Origin of the sequence: Caldicellulosiruptor hydrothermalis 108, assembly GCF_000166355.1 — a bacterium.
Classification (GTDB): Bacteria; Bacillota; Thermoanaerobacteria; order Caldicellulosiruptorales; family Caldicellulosiruptoraceae; genus Caldicellulosiruptor; species Caldicellulosiruptor hydrothermalis.
In genome coordinates this window covers 1,989,178-2,005,926 of record NC_014652.1, presented here as the reverse complement: position 1 = coordinate 2,005,926, position 16,749 = coordinate 1,989,178, and the positions used below count along the sequence as shown (strand labels likewise).

The following is a 16,749-nucleotide window of genomic DNA, read 5'->3' as shown; positions in this document are numbered from 1 at the left end:
TCCAAGATGAGTTTTCGGGATGTGGTGTTGTGAATGATTTCAGAAGGCAAAAAATCCTGGCTATATTAGAACAAAAAGGGGAAATCCAGCTTCAAAAACTCAAAGAGTTTTTTCCAGACGTATCTACCATGACGCTACGACGTGATTTGATTGCACTTGAAAAGGAAGGACACCTCATTAGGACGCATGGTGGTGCTATCAGCACAAAGAAGCTGTGGCAACTGACTGGCCAGGAAGACGAATATTCAAAACGTGCTCAGGAAAATATTGAAGCAAAAATGAAGATTGCAAATATTGCAAAAGGACTTGTTGAAAAAAACAGATCAATATATTTTGACGCAGGTTCCACCATCATGTGTCTTGCCAAAATACTCGATAGTGACAATTTCACAATCATCACAAGCGGGCTTAACATTGCACTTGAACTGGCGAAAAAGAAAAATATCTTTGTTGTGATGTTGGGAGGAATTGTTAACAGTAACACATTGTCAGTATCTGGGCCAAATGCTATATTCTCTCTTGACAAAATGAACATTGACATTGCTTTTATGAGTGCTTCAGGTTTTTGTCTTGAAACAGGATTTAGTGTATCAAATGCATATGAAGGTGATCTCAAAAGAAGGATAATTGAACGGAGTCAGAAAGTAGTTATGCTTATGGACACTTCAAAAGTAGGTAAAAACATGCCGTTTTCGTATGCAAGGCTTGATGAGATTGACATTTGGGTTTGCGAAAGAGAGCTTCCTGAAGACATTGAAAAGGCTGCCCGTGAAAGTGGTGTTGAGATTTTATATTGAAGGAAAAGGGAGGGAAGGTTTTTTATGAGCTTAAGTTATGAAAAGATTCTTGCCGATTACGAAAGGGCGAAAGAGGTTTACAAAGAATATGGTGTTGACACAGATGAAGTTTTAGAAAAGATGAAGGGAATTAGTATTTCGCTTCATTGCTGGCAGGGCGATGATGTGACAGGGTTTGAAGAAGCAACAAAAGGCATGGGCGGTGGCGGAATTTTAGCAACAGGAAACTATTTTGGCAGGGCGAGAAACGGAGATGAACTCAGGTCTGATTTAGAGTTTGCTATGAGTCTCATTCCTGGTAAGCATAAGGTAAATCTTCACGCTATATATGCTGAGACAAATGGAAAAAAGGTTGACAGGGATGAGCTTTCAATTGACCACTTTGAAAAGTGGCTCAAGTGGGCAAAAGAAAAGGATATAGGGCTTGATTTTAATCCCACATTTTTTGCCCATCCAAAGGCACAGTCAGGATACACGCTCTCAAGCACAGATAGAGGTGTCAGAAAGTTCTGGATAAAGCATGGTGTAAAATCAAGAGAAATTGCATCCCAAATAGGGAAAGAACTAAAAAAGACTTGTATAAACAACATTTGGATTCCTGATGGGTCGAAAGACTTTACAGCAAAGAGGTATGAGCACAGGAAGATTTTGAAAGAGTCTTTAGATGAGATATTTGCTGCGTCGGTTGACAAAACTTATCTTGTTGATTCTGTTGAGAGCAAGCTTTTCGGAATTGGGTCTGAGGCATTTGTTGTTGGTTCTCATGAGTTTTACATGGGCTATGTTTTTACAAGCAAGCACGATATAGCAATTTGTTTTGACCTTGGACATTTCCATCCGACAGAAAGTGTGGCTGACAAGATTTCATCAGTTTTAGCATTTTCAAAGAAGGTGCTTTTGCATTTGAGCCGTGGTATGAGATGGGACAGTGACCATGTTGTTGTGCTGAACGATGAGGTATTGTCTGTTTCGCAGGAAGTAAAAAGGGCAGATGCTTTTGACAGGGTGTTTTTTGCATTGGACTTTTTTGATGCAAGCATAAACAGGATTACTGCTTGGGTGACAGGCGCAAGAGCTGCTTTAAAATCAATTCTGTACGCTTTGCTTGAACCAACACATCTTTTAAATGAAGCTGAAAATGAAGGGGATTTTGGGAAACGGCTTGCGCTTTTGGAAGAGTTCAAAACTTTGCCATTTGGTGCTGTGTGGAACAAGTTCTGCTATGAAAGTAATGTCCCTGTTGGAAGCAGCTGGCTTGACAAAGTAAAGGAATACGAGGATAAGGTGTTGAAAAGTAGGATATAAAAAACAAAAAAGGCTGCAGCTTGCGGGTAGGTTACATAAAACCGGCTGCAGCCCTTTTTATATCCACATTATTTAAACGGATTTTCGTCCTTGTAGAGCATATTTGCTGGTTGATTGAACGATATGTCATCAACACCCAGCATTTTCATTGCGTCAAATAGAACTTTTCCAACATGTTTGAATGCAACTGCTGTGTGATGCGGGAATCTCTTTTGAATCAGAACGTATCTGTAGAATCTTCCCATTTCTTTTATTGCAAACACACCAATTCCACCAAACGAACGCGGGTCAACGTCAATTACCTCACCCTGTGCAACGTACGACCTGAGCAAACAATCGGCTGTTGACTGAAGCCTGAATATTGTTATTTCACCAGGTTTTATTGCGCCTTCAAGTGTTCCGCGTGTGATGTCGGGTTCTTTGTCAGGTTCTAAAAGTCTGTGCATAATGAGCTGGTATCTCATCTCTGCATATTTCATGTGGCAAATTGGAGTATTTCCACAGTGGAATCCCATGAAAAGGTCTGTTAGCTTGTAATCTTTGAACTTGTCCTTGTTTGCCTCGTACATATCTTTTGGCACTGTGTTGTTTATATCAAGGATTGTTGCGGGAAGCTGTGTTGCAAGTGTCACTATATATTCGCTCAGTGCCCCGTATATATCAACCTCACATGCAACTGGAATACCTCTTGATGCAAGCCTTGCGTTTACATAGCATGGAACAAACCCAAACTGTGTCTGAAAAGCTGGCCAGCACTTGTTAGCAAATATTGCAAACTTACAGCTACCGCGATATTTTTCATACCAGTCCATCAAAGTGAGCTCATATTGAGCAAGCTTTGGCAAAATTCCTGGGTGTTTGTTGCCAGTGCCAAGCTCATCTTGCATTTGTTTTACAATCTCAGGTATACGTGGATCGTCTTTGTGGTTGTTGAAAGCCTCAAACAGGTCAAGCTCAGAGTTTTCCATTATCTCTATACCAAGGTCATAAAGAGGCTTTATTGGTGCGTTACATGCAAGGAAATCCTGTGGACGTGGTCCAAAACTGAAGATTTTAAGGTTCTTTACTCCTATCACAACCCTTGCAACATCTACAAAATGTGCAATCATGTTTGCAACCTCGCTGCTATCTCCAACAGGATACTCAGGAATGTAAGGATTGAGCTTTCTAAGACCTATGTTGTACGAAGCGTTTAGCATACCACAGTAAGCATCGCCACGACCGTCAAACAGATTTTCTTGTGTCTCTTCAGCTGCTGCGACAAACATGGAAGGTCCGTCGAACTTTTGTGCAAGCATTGTTTCAGGTCCTTCTGGGCCAAAGTTTCCAAGATACACAACAAGAGCATTTACACCTGCTGCTTTAAGTTCGTCTAAGGCTTTTAAAACGTCGTTTTCATTTTCTACTGTTGTCTTTGCCTCAAAGATGTCAATGCCAAGACGTTTGCACTCTTCAACGACTGCTTTTCTTCTCTTTTCGGAAAGTGTGACTGGGAAACAGTCTCTGCTGACTGCCACAATTCCAAGTTTTACTTCAGGTATGTTTTGAATCATCTTAAATATTCCCTCCCAAATGTTCATTTTAAATCGGAAATGGTTTTATAATTAAATTATATACCTTTCAACTTGTGCATACAATAAAATAATTCCATTATATTCCATTTTGAATTAAAAAATTGTTCGCATACAAGTTGGGAAGCAAACTTTTCAAAATCCACTTTTAAAATAAAAACTTTTATGCTACAATATCATAGTTAAAATATAACTTTTTATTAGACCGACAGCAATGAAAAATTTAAAATAAATCTTTTTGAGGGAGGATTAGAATGGAGTTCAAGATTGAGAAAAAGGGTACAAACAAGGCAATCATTGAGGTTGAGGTTGAGGCTGAAAAGTTTGAAGAAGGTCTTCAAAAATCTTACTTAAAAAACGCAAAATATTTTAAAATTCCAGGTTTTAGACCTGGCAAGGCTCCAAGGTCTTTAATTGAAAGAGCTTATGGCGAAGAGGTATTTTATGATGATGCTATTGACTATGTTTTAAATGAAACGTATCCAAAGGTAATTGAAGAGAGCAAGCTTGAAGTTGTCTCAAAGCCAGAAGTGGATATTGTTCAGGTTGGAAAAGGAAAGAGCTTCATATACAAGGCTGAAGTATATGTAAAACCTGAATTTGAGCTTGGCCAGTACAAAGGAATTGAAATCAAAAAGATTGAATATCCGGTTGCTGAGGAAGAGGTGGAACACGAGCTTGAACACTTGAGAGAGGAAAATGCAAGGTTTGTTCCTGTTGAAAGGGAAGTTATGCAAGGCGATATTGTCACGATCGACTTTGAAGGGTTTGTGGATGGAGAGCCGATTAAAGGTGGTGCTGCTCAAGATTATGAGCTTACAATAGGTTCTAACGCATTTATACCGGGGTTTGAAGAGCAGATTATTGGTATGAACAAGGGTGAGGAAAAGGAAATAGAGGTAACATTCCCAGAGGATTATCAAGAACCTTCGCTTGCTGGTAAAAAGGCAACTTTCAAGGTAAAAGTGAAGGATATAAAGGTGAAAGAACTTCCTGAGCTTGATGATGAGTTTGCAAAAGATGTCAGTGAATTTGAGACATTAGAAGAACTGAAGGCAAGCATCAGAAACAGAATTAAAGAGAAAAATGACCAAAGAGCAAAAGACGAGATGATTGATGCGATTTTAGAAAAAATTGCCCAAAATACTTCAATAGATATTCCCGAACCAATGATTGAAAATCAGATAAATTATTATGTTGAAGATGTTGCAAGAAACCTTCAGTACTTTGGCATGACATACGAGAGATACCTGCAAGCTATAGGAAAGACTGACAAGGAATTTAGAAGCCAGTTTAGAGAAAGAGCAGAGAAGGCTGTGAGAAATAACCTCATCTTAGAAAAGATTGCAAAGGTAGAGAATATCCAGGCAACAGATGAAGAGCTTCAAAAAGAGCTTGAAAGACTTGCAAAGATGTATAATTTGGAAGTTGATAAGCTCAAAGAAAGACTTTCTGAAGATGATATTGAATATATAAAAGAGGGTATAATCCTAAATAAGGCTATAGATTTTATTTACGAAAATGCTAAAATTATAAGTGAAGAGCCTCAAGGCGAAAATCAGGAAAATTAAATGAAGTTTTTAGCTTCTAAATTTTGTTTTTTAAAAAAGGAGGGAAAAATTATGTCTGCACTTGTTCCAATAGTTATTGAGCAGACTAACCGTGGTGAGAGGGCATATGACATATATTCAAGGCTTTTAAAGGATAGAATAGTAATCTTGAGCGGTGAGATTACAGACGATATTGCATCACTTATAGTTGCTCAGCTTCTTTTCTTAGAAGCTGAAGACCCTGACAAAGACATTTACCTTTATATAAACTCACCTGGTGGGTCTGTTACAGCGGGCTTTGCAATCTATGACACAATGCAATATATAAAACCTGATGTTTCAACAATCTGTGTTGGGATGGCAGCATCAATGGGCGCATTCCTTCTTGCGGCAGGCGCAAAAGGTAAGAGGTTTGCCCTTCCAAACAGCGAGATAATGATACATCAGCCGCTTGGTGGTGTTCGCGGTCAGGCAACAGATATAAAAATCCATGCAGAGTGGATTTTGAAAATAAAAAATAGAATAAATAAAATCTTGTCAGAGAGGACCGGTCAGCCAATTGAAGTAATTGAACGTGATACAGACCGTGACTTTTTCATGACAGCAGAAGAGGCTTTAAAATACGGTATCATTGACAAAGTGATTGAAAGGCGCCCATAAATCCTTCTTTAATTTGAGGTGATTCAAAATTGGCTAAGTTTGAAGAAAAGAAACAGCTGAGATGTTCATTCTGTGGGAAGTCACAGGATGAAGTAAGACGACTTGTTGCTGGTCCTGGTGTTTATATCTGTGATGAGTGTATCGAACTTTGTTCTGAAATAATCTCAGAGGATTTTGAAGAAGAAGAATATAATGAATTTGACGACAGACTACCAACTCCAAAGGAGATAAAAGAGTTTTTAGACCAATACGTTGTTGGTCAGGACCATGCAAAAAAGATTTTGTCTGTTGCTGTATATAATCATTACAAAAGAATATACTACCACGACACTAAAAAAGACGATGTTGAACTTCAAAAGAGCAACATTTTGATGCTTGGACCAACAGGGTCTGGTAAAACATACCTTGCTCAGACTCTTGCAAAGATGTTAAATGTCCCGTTTGCAATAGCTGATGCAACAACTTTGACAGAGGCAGGTTATGTTGGTGAAGACGTTGAAAATATCCTGCTCAGGCTCATACAGAATGCTGACTATGATATTGAAAGAGCAGAACGTGGTATAATCTATATAGATGAAATTGACAAGATTGCAAGAAAGTCTGACAATCCTTCTATCACAAGAGATGTTTCAGGCGAAGGTGTTCAGCAGGCACTGCTCAAAATATTGGAAGGGACCATTGCTTCTGTACCACCACAAGGTGGAAGAAAACATCCGCATCAGGAATTTATACAGATAGACACAACAAACATCCTGTTTATTTGTGGTGGTGCGTTTGAAGGTATTGAAAAGATAATTGAAAAGAGAATTGGCGAAAAGACACTTGGTTTTAACGCAAAGGTTGAAAGCAAAAAAGAAAAGAAGATTGGGGATATATTGAGACAAATAATGCCTCAGGACCTTCTTAAGTTTGGAATGATTCCTGAATTTATAGGACGTGTGCCAATAATAGTTACATTGGATGCACTTGACAAGGAAGCTTTGATAAAGATACTGACAGAACCCAAGAATGCTCTTGTAAAACAGTATCAAAAACTCTTTGCAATGGATGGTGTTGAGTTAGAGTTTGAAAAAGATGCATTAGAAGCAATTGCTGACAAGGCCATTGAACGCAACACAGGTGCAAGAGGTCTTAGAGCTATAATGGAAGAAATTATGCTTGATGTGATGTTTGAGATTCCGTCAAATGATAAGATAGAAAAGGTTATTATTACAAAAGCTGCTGTCTTAAAAGAAGACAAACCTATTGTAATAATAAATGAAAACAAGAAAGCCCAGAAAAGGCCAAGACTAAAACAGCGTCTTCAAGAAAGAAGAGGAAACGTCTCATAACACAAAAATCTGAAATGTAAAAACTGATAATTAGAATGGAAGGCTGGAGGATAATGCCAGCCTTCTTCTTTTTGAATTTTTCATTTTAAAGAAGGGAATTTTGAGTTTGTAGAGAATTTAGATATTATAATAAGTTTGGTATAAATAAAACAAGTAAAAAATGGGACTTTTAAAAGGTCCGGTGAGAGGTTGAAAGTAAGAGAGTATCAAGAGAGTTTGGAAGAAAAGATTCTTTCTCCCTATGCAATGCTTTCAAAAAATACAAAAGGGAGACAAAAGCCAGAACAGAAATGCGATGTGAGAACAGAGTTTCAAAGAGATAGAGATAGAATAATACATTCCAAATCTTTCAGGAGGCTAAAACACAAAACACAGGTGTTCATATCTCCAGAAGGTGACCATTACAGAACAAGGCTAACACACGCTTTGGAGGTTGCACAGATTGCAAGGACAATTGCAAGAGCACTGAGACTCAACGAAGATTTGACAGAAGCAATAGCGCTTGGTCATGATTTAGGTCACACACCATTTGGGCATGCAGGTGAGGATATCTTAAACAAGATAACCACAACTGGATTTTCACACAATGTTCAGAGTTTGCGGGTTGTTGATTTTCTGGAAGGTGAAGATGGGCTTAATCTTACATTTGAAGTAAGAGATGGTATTTTGAATCATGTCTGGGGCAGAACGCCCGCTACTTTAGAGGGCAGAGTTGTCCAGTTTGCAGACAGAATTGCCTATATCAACCATGACATTGACGATGCTATGAGAGCAGGTATATTGAAAGAAGATGACTTACCGAAAGATTGTCTTAAAATACTGGGATATTCTAAGAGAGAGAGAATTAATACATTAATTAGGGATATAATAAAAAATAGTATGGACAAGCCAGAAATCTCCATGAGTGAAGATGTTTTTTATGCTATGCAAACTTTGCGAAGTTTCATGTTTGAAAATGTGTATATTGGTTCCGAAGCAAAAAAGGATGAAAGTAAAGCCAAATATATTATACAAGCTCTTTATGAGTATTTTATGTCGAATTGTGATGCTTTGCCTGACGATGTGAAAAAGAATATCGACAGATTTGGCAAGGAACAGGCAATAGTAGACTATATAGCCGGAATGACAGACAGGTATGCTATGCGAAAGTTTTATGAATTATTCTTACCGTCACCGTGGAATAAGCTTTGATTTTTATTAAAAATGCTAAAAGGTATTTTAAAAAATTTGTCGAAATAAAATTAAATTGTCTTAAAAAACGCGAAGGTGAACATGATGTGCTGGAAAGAGTTGTAGAACAGGTCCTAAGCAAAGTCGACATTGTTGATGTTGTCTCAATGTATGTACCGCTTAAAAAAGTGGGGGTGAACTTCAGAGCGCTTTGTCCTTTTCATCAAGAGAGAACGCCCTCTTTTTATGTCTCACCAGCAAAACAGATATTTCACTGTTTTGGCTGTGGAGTTGGCGGTAATGCTATCCATTTTGTAATGCGCATAGAAAATTTGACTTTCACAGAGGCACTTAAGGTTTTAGCAGAGAAGGCTAAAATTGATGTAGATTTTTCTCAGTCTCTGTCAGCAAAAGACAGAGTTTTGGCAAAACAAAAAGAAGAGCTTATTTCTCTTCACCATGACTGTTTTGAATATTTTCAGAGGCAGTTGTATTTAAGAGAAAACATCGATGCTGCAAGGTATGTTTTGAAAAGGGGGATAAGAAAAGAAACTGCAAAGCAGTTCGGACTTGGATTTTGCCCTGAGAATAACAACTTGTATGAGATGCTCTCAAAAAAGTATTCCAAAGAGATTATTGATAAAAGTGGAATTTTTATTGAGAGAAATGGAAAGAATTATTGTAGATTCGAAGGAAGGCTGATTTTTCCTATATTCGATACGATGAATAGAGTAATTGGGTTTGGTGGTCGTATAATTGACGACTCACAAGCACCTAAATACATGAATTCTCCAGATACTCTTATATTTTCAAAATCGAAGGTTTTATATGGTCTTAACATTGCAAAGGGAAGCAAGGAAAAAGACTTTGTGGTTGTCGAAGGGTATATGGATGTTATTTCGCTTCATCAGGAAGGTATAGACAATGTTGTAGGGGTTTTGGGCACAGCCCTAACACAGGATCACAGTTTCCTTCTGCGCAGGTACAAAAATGAGGTTGTTCTTTGCTTAGACAGTGACCAGGCGGGAAAAAATGCGACGTTTAGAAGTGGTGATATACTTTACCAAAATGGGCTTATGGTAAAGGTTATGGAGCTTGAAAATGCAAAAGACCCTGACGAGTATATAAAAAAGTTTGGAAAGGATGCGTTTTTACTAAAGAAACAAAATGCTATGTTCGTGATAGATTTTAAAATAAAGCAGATATCTTCTAATTATGATTTGTCAAAATCTGATCAGAAGTTCAGGTTTGTGAGAGAATACTTTGAAAAGGTTTTAATGCCAATTTCAAATGAGGTTGAAAGGCAGGAATATATAAAGAAGCTATCCCAGCTCACACAAATTGATGAAGATGCGATATTAAAGGAATTTACCAAAAATGAAAATATAAAACTAAAACGCATAGAAAGTATTCAACATTTTAAACAAGTTCAGCAAAAAAGTAATTTAACTGAAGAAGAGAGAATCAAAAAAAATGATATAGACCTTTTATCTATCTATGTGGAGTGGGCTAACAAGTCAGAAAGCATCAGAAATGCTGTTACCGAGGATGATTTTTGCACCGAGGATATAAAAATACTTTTCAGTTCAATAAAAAACTTAATTAATGAGGGGATGGAATTGACCTATTCGATGCTTTTGACATTTGTTAATGATGAGAAAGTATTGTCAGAACTCACAAGCTTTTCCTCAAAAGGATTCGAAACAGAAGAAGCTGCCAAGAGAGCGATAGAAGAACTAAAAACAAACAATAATAGAATGTTGTGGTTAAGACGTGAGATGTTGGAGGCACAAAAGAGAGGAGATTATGAAAAGGTATTGAAGTTGCAAATGCTAATTAGAAAAATCAAAGACGGAAAGGAGGGAATTTAAGGGATGACAGAGCAGAACATGGAAAACAATGAGGTGAAAAACCTCAATGACCAAAATATAAATAAAGAGACTGGAAGCGAACAGCAGCAAGAGGTTGAAAAACAATTGCTTGCATCACAGAAAAATGAAAATCAAGAAAAACAGCCTGCTAAAAAGAGCACAGAAAACAAATCGGAAGGTAAGAAAATGAGCGAAGAAAAAAAGAGTCTTATAAGAGAGAAGGTCAGAGAACTTATATCTCTTGGTCAGAGCAAAGGTTTTCTGACATATTCTGAAATACAGGAGATTCTTGACAAGGTAGAACTTGATGCAAGCCAGGTTGAAAATATATATGATACCTTAGAGAGCATGGGAATTGACGTGGTTGACGACAGAGTATCAGAGGAGGAGCTCTTAAAAGACGACTTGGAAAATCTACCTGAAGGTATTGCTATAGATGACCCTGTTAGGATGTATTTGAAGGAAATTGGCAAGATTCCACTTTTGACCCCTGAAGAGGAGATTGAACTTGCAAAGAGGATTGAACAGGGCGATGAAGAGGCAAAAAAGAGGCTTGCAGAAGCAAACTTAAGGCTTGTTGTAAGTATTGCAAAAAGGTATGTTGGACGTGGAATGTTGTTTTTGGACCTCATCCAGGAAGGAAATTTAGGACTTTTAAAAGCAGTTGAGAAGTTTGACTACAGAAAGGGTTATAAATTTTCAACATATGCAACATGGTGGATTCGCCAGGCAATCACAAGGGCTATAGCTGACCAAGCAAGAACTATAAGAATTCCTGTTCACATGGTTGAGACAATAAACAAGCTTGTAAGGGTATCACGTCAGCTTTTACAGGAAAAGGGAAGAGAACCAACACCTGAAGAGATAGCAAAAGAGATGAACATGCCTGTTGAAAAGGTAAGAGAAATTCTTAAAATTGCTCAAGAGCCCGTTTCATTGGAGACACCAATCGGTGAGGAAGAAGACAGCCACTTGGGTGACTTTATCCCTGATGATGATGCTCTTGCACCATCTGAAGCAGCTGCATATTCAATGCTCAAAGAGCAGCTTTTAGAGGTTTTGGATTCTTTGAACGAAAGAGAAAAGAAGGTTTTAAAGCTCCGATTTGGCCTTGAAGATGGCAGGGCCCGCACCTTAGAAGAGGTTGGCAAGGAATTCAACGTGACACGTGAAAGAATTCGTCAAATTGAGGCAAAGGCTTTGAGAAAACTCAGACATCCGAGCAGGAGTAAGAAACTTAAGGATTTTTTGGAGTAATAGTGAAAGGGGATTACATGGTATAAATATTTGTTGTTCCTTGGTAAAAGTGATAGAATTTTAAGAGGGACTGGTTTTTTAAACCAGTCCCTCTTTCGGTTTGGTCCAAATAGTTCAAAATTTATTTCATAATCAGCATAGATTCATTTAAATACTCATGCAAGCTTGAAGATATCTCATCGGAGGAGAATATTCGTCGCTCAAGTGATGGTTTTAATTCTTTTTGTTTTTGGATCTTCTCAATAAAAACGTCTCTCAAAAGTTTATAAGTATCAGTATAAGTTTTTGCAACTGAAGGGTCTGTGAAACCCTTAAATCCATCACCCCCAGTTGCCATAAAATTGTTTGTAGCAACAGTATATACTTTATCCATTTCAATAGGTGTTCCATTTGACATTTTCATATCATAAACCCTATTCATGGATGGTTTTTTCATATCATATTTGAATGTTAATCCAGATACCTGAATTCCTTTTCCATTATCTTGCACTGCTTCTTCTAATATAGTTTTGATCTGACTTCCTTTCATTTTAAGTATAACGATAGTATTATCAAAAGGCATTAATTGGTAAATATCGCCAAGAGTAATAGGTCCTTTTTTGAGGTCAATTCTTAATCCTCCATTATTTGTAAATGCAAAATCTGTGTGAGCAAATTCTCTGATGGCATCTGCAGCCCAGTTTCCTAAAGCAGAGTCACCATATGGCTTTGCTCTCTGTTCACGAGTTATATCTGCCACTGCTGTTCCAATGACCTTGCTAAACTGCTGACCCACTTGTTTGTCTGCTTTTTCGATAATTTCTAAAACTTCTTTATCTATAGGGGGATTGCTAATGTTAAATAAAGGAGTTATATCAACATAGTCTTGCGACAGTATCTTAGGTATACCATTTTCTAATTTTAGCTTTATGCGAATATATCCCTTGCCTTGACAATTAGCAACACAAACAGGAATACCATTGACTTTCGTATTTACAATTGAATGAGTATGCCCTCCAAGAATGATATCTACTCCTTTTACATTTTTAGCAAATTCAGCAATGTTACCTGTTAAAACATTGTTATTCATATAGCCACCCATATGAGCAAGTACTATAATTATTTTAACTCCTTCACTTCTCAATTTTCTTGCGAGGTTGTTTACTATAAATACAGGGTCTTTAAATTCAACGTTTTTGATATAAGCCGGCAATATAATGTTAGGGAATTCTTTATTGTCAACTACTCCTATAATCCCAATTTTTATATTACCTTTATTGATTACGATGTAAGGTTGACAGTAATCTACAATCTTTTTAGTATTTTTGTCATATATATTAGCACCCAAAACTGGTATATTAGAATTTTTGAGAGTCTTTCTTTTTATGTCGATTACTGCATCAATACCCCAATCATATTCATGATTACCTATAGTCATGGCATCAAATCCAATATTTTTCATCATATCTATAACTGGTTTACCTTTTAGTATATTTGAAACCGGAGTTCCTTGAAACATGTCGCCTGCTGCTAAGATTATTGTGTTTGGATTACTATTTTTTATCTTTTTAATTTCGTTGGCCAAAATAGCTCCAATCTGCTGTTTGAGAGTACTCCCATCTTGCATTTTGACAGTATTATATAAATAGCCGTGTAAATCAGTTATTTCTACAATGTCTATTATTTTCGTAGAAACGGCAGAAGATATAGGAATATACGTTAAAATAACTGATAACATTGTAATAAGTATAAGTAGGAGTTTCAATATACATACATTTTTCTTTTTCATCTTTTTCTCTCCTTTCGTAAAGTTTCTTTTAACTAATACTATATAACTTTTTTGTTAATTTGGCATTAAATTAATGTAAAAATAAGTTTAAAAATCCGGTCTTTTTTGTAATATAATACAGTTATTGTATTAGATAAATTCTTAACAAAGATTTAACGTGTAATTTAATTAAATTTAAAGAAACACCAATATAATATATGCCGTAATAAAAAGAGAGGAGGAGGTGCAGGGTTGTGAGGTTAAGAAAATTACTTCTAAGTGTAATAAGTATATGCTTACTTTTGTTTTTAACTTTTTATATCATCCATATAAAAGGAGTTGCAAGGTCTGAGAAATTACAAAGATTATCAAGTATTTCTAAAAAAACATTAAATTTTAAGTTTGCTGTTATTTCTGACCCCCATATTTCAGTGTTTAAAAGTAGCAAGTCTCCTACTAACGAAGTTAAAATGTTTAAAGATTCTGTAAGTTTACTGGAAAGCACTGTTAAGGAAATAAACAAAATTCAGGATATTAAATTTGTTTGTGTACTGGGAGATCTCACAAAAGACGCGGAGCCATGGAATGTTGACAAAGTTAAAGAAATTTTGGATAGGTTACAAGTACCATATTATGTTGTATTGGGAAATCATGATGTAAGTGTGGTTGATTCACATCTCAAAAATATGGGACCTTCGGTAACCCGTAGTACAATGATTTGGACTTTTCAAGGACACGGTTTTAGTGGACCCAACCGTTGGTGGAGTTTAGATCCATTACCAGGAGTTCACCTGATTGGTCTTGATTCCACAATGATTGGTGATTGGGGAGGCTATATTGATAACAAACAACTTAAATTTTTAGAGAAAGACCTTCAGAATAACAAAAGTAAGTTTACAATAGTAATGCTTCATCATCAACTTCTTCCATACACTAAAGCAGAAGAAACAGGTGAAAATAATTTTAATAAGTTTGTATTGTATAATAGCAAACAGGTTCGAGAAGTATTAGAAAAATTCCCTCAAGTAGCCGTAGTGTTATCAGGTCATCGACACATCAGTACGCGCTATAAGATGGAAAAGAGTATCGCATATTTTACTTGCGCTTCTACAGTTACGTATCCTATGCGTTATACTATTTTTGAAATAAAGGATTGGAAGTTAACTTATACAACAAAAGATGTGCCTTGTGACCAAAAGGTATGGGAAGAAGCGAGGAAAAATGCGCTTAATACTAACATTAATACCTGGCCTCGCTGGAGTGCTCATCCAAACACACCTTCTGGTGATAGTTCTTTATTAGAGGAGCTTGAAGGTCCAAGTTTTCAAAAAGGTTTTGTTTCTTTGACACGTTTAAAAGATATAATGAGGTTGTTGAATAAAAGATATAACCATATAGAGTAAACATAGTGACAAAAGAAAAAAGCCCCCTTGTGTTATAATTTTAATTTAAGAGAAAACCACAACAAAACACAAGGGGGAAAAAGATGACTAAGAATATTAAAGCACAAAATAAGAAATTTTTAAAGCTGCTTTTTGTAATAAAAAAGGTTACTGAAGTTTTATCGAGGAAGATAAAGCAAAATAGAAGGGGACGACCGAGGAAATTTAATCTGTTTCAGATAATAGCTTGTTTGGTTTATAAAGTTAAAAAGGGGGTAAAGAGTTTCAGAGAATTAGAATATCGAATAAATCAAGACACAGAGTTTAAGCAAGTAGTAGGTATAGAAGAAAGTCCGGACTATTCATATTTTGCAAAGTTGTCAAGAAAAATAGAAAAAGAATACATGCAAGATATAAAAGACATATTAATAGCTAAGATAGAACCTGATATGAGTATAGCGATAGTAGACTCTACGCCGCTGAGAAGTGCCAAAAATGATTCAGAAGCAAAAATAGGTATACATATTACAATAGGATTTTTCAGGGGATACAAATTACATCTTTTGTGTACAGGTAAAGAAGAAGTAATACCACTTTTCTGGATTTTAACAGGGGCAAATGAACATGACTCAAGACAAGAAGAGCTTTTGTATAGGGCATGGGGTTATAACTGTGAGATTGTATTAGCAGATGCGGGATACGATTGTAGCAGATGGTTTAATATAGCAAATGAGCTTAAAGTTAAATTTGTTGCTGGGATAAACAAAAGAAACATGAAAGATAAAAACAATGTTAAGAATGTTTTTAGAAGCAAGAACATAAGATTTTTAGAAACTGAAGAGGGTAAAAAGCTATACAAACAGAGAACAAAGATTGAAAGACTATTTAGCAAATTAAAAGGTGAATATAATCTTGAGAATGTGAGGCTCAAGGGATTTAGAAATTATAAAAGGTATATTGATTGGATACTAATTACTTTTCTATTTGAGCAACTTCTTAGAAAGTTAGAAGGTAAGAAGTTTTCTTTCGCTTATGAATGGAATCAATAACTTTTGTTTATTTTATGTATTGTTGGTAATATTTTTTATTCAACAACCTAAAGATATAATAAAATAAACAGTTTCTATAAAAACACGAAAGGGTTGTCACATAACAAAAGAGGTGACAACCCACTTTTGCTTTTGCAATCACGGGTGTAATGGGTAATAGCGATATCATAACTCTTAGTTTTCCAGATTGACTCCTTAATATTTGAGTTTATCCATCAGTTCTATTCCAGATTTTCTTTATCTTCATCTGAGCGATTAGATAAAAATTTTAGCTCCTCTTAAGTTATTCAACAGTTTATGTATATCCTTTAAAGTTTTTTATAGTCTCTATAACAATATCTGGTACATCTGTTATAAGCCCATCAACACCTAATTTCAGCAATCTTTCAACATATTTCTTTTTATTAACTGTAAATACATTGATTCTAAAGTTTTGTTGTTTAAGATGTGAGACAAATTTCCGAGTGGTAATAAAATAATTTGGATGTACAATTTCGATGCCGAGTGATTTAAGAGAACCAAGCTTTAAAACTTTTGTTGTCAAATATGCGAGTTTGATTTGGGGGTCAATACTCCTGCACCTTATAAGAGATGATAAGTGAAAGCTTGAAATAATGACATTTTCCTTCACATCATATTTATGTATAGTGTTTATAAGTTTTTCTTCTGTATTTAAAAAAGCTAAGCAAGATTCTTTTAACTCAAAATTAATAACAAGATTTTGATTTTTAGCTAATTCTAAAGCTTCTTCCACTGTTGGAATTTTACATGAAGAGTATTTCATATAGTATCCTGCATTAAGTTTTTGAATTTCAGCAAACGTAAGATCTTTTACATATCCAACTCCATCAGTTGTTCTATCGACTTTTTCGTCATGAATTAGAACAAGTACACCATCTTTCGTTACTTGGACGTCTGTTTCAATTCCTGTTGCTCCCATTTCCTTTGCCTTTTCAAAAGCAACGAGAGTATTTTCGGGGAAATATGCGCTTGCTCCTCGATGAGCAAATATCTGCATTTTATATGCCTCCTTTGAATTTTGGATAGAAAAGTAATTTA

General features: G+C 36.0%; 13 protein-coding genes. 10 read left to right on the top strand and 3 right to left on the bottom strand.

Going from position 1 to position 16,749, the window contains the following annotated elements; all coding sequences use genetic code 11:
- Positions 1-29 precede the first annotated feature (29 nt).
- Both CALHY_RS09955 and CALHY_RS09950 read left to right on the top strand, forming a co-directional pair.
- Positions 30-797, top strand: a complete 768-nt coding sequence (locus CALHY_RS09955) for a DeoR/GlpR family DNA-binding transcription regulator (protein ID WP_013403824.1) — start codon at positions 30-32, stop codon at positions 795-797.
- A gap of 24 nt (positions 798-821) precedes the next feature.
- Entirely contained in the window at positions 822-2,102 is a 1,281-nt protein-coding gene (locus CALHY_RS09950) for an L-rhamnose isomerase (protein WP_013403823.1), read from the top strand.
- Positions 2,103-2,170: 68 nt separating this feature from the next.
- Here CALHY_RS09950 and CALHY_RS09945 read toward each other — a convergent pair whose 3' ends face one another.
- Complete coding sequence (locus CALHY_RS09945) at positions 2,171-3,655, bottom strand: L-fucose/L-arabinose isomerase family protein (RefSeq protein WP_013403822.1); 1,485 nt, start codon at positions 3,653-3,655, stop codon at positions 2,171-2,173.
- 272 nt (positions 3,656-3,927) lie between these two features.
- On the opposite strand from CALHY_RS09945, the gene tig reads away from it, so the two are divergent.
- From tig to rpoD, 6 genes are all read left to right on the top strand, one after another.
- Positions 3,928-5,244, top strand: coding sequence for a trigger factor (gene tig / locus CALHY_RS09940; protein WP_013403821.1), 1,317 nt, complete (start codon positions 3,928-3,930; stop codon positions 5,242-5,244).
- Between the two features lie 51 nt (positions 5,245-5,295).
- Entirely contained in the window at positions 5,296-5,883 is a 588-nt protein-coding gene (gene clpP, locus CALHY_RS09935) for an ATP-dependent Clp endopeptidase proteolytic subunit ClpP (protein WP_013403820.1), read from the top strand.
- Between the two features lie 29 nt (positions 5,884-5,912).
- Positions 5,913-7,214 carry an ATP-dependent Clp protease ATP-binding subunit ClpX gene (gene clpX, locus CALHY_RS09930; protein ID WP_013403819.1) on the top strand — a complete coding sequence of 434 codons (1,302 nt, stop codon included), beginning with the start codon at positions 5,913-5,915 and terminating at the stop codon, positions 7,212-7,214.
- Positions 7,215-7,403: 189 nt separating this feature from the next.
- Positions 7,404-8,405, top strand: coding sequence for a deoxyguanosinetriphosphate triphosphohydrolase (locus tag CALHY_RS09925; protein ID WP_013403818.1), 1,002 nt, complete (start codon positions 7,404-7,406; stop codon positions 8,403-8,405).
- Positions 8,402-10,255, top strand: coding sequence for a DNA primase (gene dnaG / locus CALHY_RS09920; RefSeq protein WP_013403817.1), 1,854 nt, complete (start codon positions 8,402-8,404; stop codon positions 10,253-10,255). Before CALHY_RS09925 ends, dnaG begins: the two co-directional genes overlap by 4 nt.
- Positions 10,256-10,258: 3 nt before the next feature.
- Complete coding sequence (gene rpoD / locus CALHY_RS09915; RefSeq protein ID WP_013403816.1) at positions 10,259-11,512, top strand: RNA polymerase sigma factor RpoD; 1,254 nt, start codon at positions 10,259-10,261, stop codon at positions 11,510-11,512.
- 121 nt (positions 11,513-11,633) lie between these two features.
- Here the strand turns inward: rpoD and CALHY_RS09910 are convergent, their stop codons facing one another.
- Positions 11,634-13,280 carry a bifunctional metallophosphatase/5'-nucleotidase gene (locus CALHY_RS09910; RefSeq protein ID WP_013403815.1) on the bottom strand — a complete coding sequence of 549 codons (1,647 nt, stop codon included), beginning with the start codon at positions 13,278-13,280 and terminating at the stop codon, positions 11,634-11,636.
- A gap of 233 nt (positions 13,281-13,513) precedes the next feature.
- Here CALHY_RS09910 and CALHY_RS09905 point away from each other — a divergent pair, with 233 nt between their 5' ends.
- Positions 13,514-14,662 carry a metallophosphoesterase family protein gene (locus CALHY_RS09905; protein ID WP_013403814.1) on the top strand — a complete coding sequence of 383 codons (1,149 nt, stop codon included), beginning with the start codon at positions 13,514-13,516 and terminating at the stop codon, positions 14,660-14,662.
- 83 nt (positions 14,663-14,745) lie between these two features.
- A complete protein-coding gene (locus tag CALHY_RS09900; protein ID WP_013403813.1) occupies positions 14,746-15,690 on the top strand; it encodes an ISNCY family transposase in 945 nt (314 codons plus the stop codon).
- Between the two features lie 295 nt (positions 15,691-15,985).
- Here the strand turns inward: CALHY_RS09900 and CALHY_RS09895 are convergent, their stop codons facing one another.
- Entirely contained in the window at positions 15,986-16,708 is a 723-nt protein-coding gene (locus CALHY_RS09895; protein ID WP_013403812.1) for a glycerophosphodiester phosphodiesterase, read from the bottom strand.
- Between the last annotated feature and the right edge of the window lie 41 nt (positions 16,709-16,749).

Bases quoted from the DNA above. Each gene is read 5' to 3' on its own strand.
- CALHY_RS09950 (WP_013403823.1), top strand. From the start codon at position 822: ATGAGCTTAAGTTATGAAAAGATTCTTGCCGATTACGAAAGGGCGAAA.
- CALHY_RS09945 (WP_013403822.1), bottom strand. From the start codon at position 3,655: ATGATTCAAAACATACCTGAAGTAAAACTTGGAATTGTGGCAGTCAGC.
- tig (WP_013403821.1), top strand. From the start codon at position 3,928: ATGGAGTTCAAGATTGAGAAAAAGGGTACAAACAAGGCAATCATTGAG.
- clpP (WP_013403820.1), top strand. From the start codon at position 5,296: ATGTCTGCACTTGTTCCAATAGTTATTGAGCAGACTAACCGTGGTGAG.
- rpoD (WP_013403816.1), top strand. From the start codon at position 10,259: ATGACAGAGCAGAACATGGAAAACAATGAGGTGAAAAACCTCAATGAC.
- CALHY_RS09910 (WP_013403815.1), bottom strand. From the start codon at position 13,280: ATGAAAAAGAAAAATGTATGTATATTGAAACTCCTACTTATACTTATT.
- CALHY_RS09900 (WP_013403813.1), top strand. From the start codon at position 14,746: ATGACTAAGAATATTAAAGCACAAAATAAGAAATTTTTAAAGCTGCTT.
- CALHY_RS09895 (WP_013403812.1), bottom strand. From the start codon at position 16,708: ATGCAGATATTTGCTCATCGAGGAGCAAGCGCATATTTCCCCGAAAAT.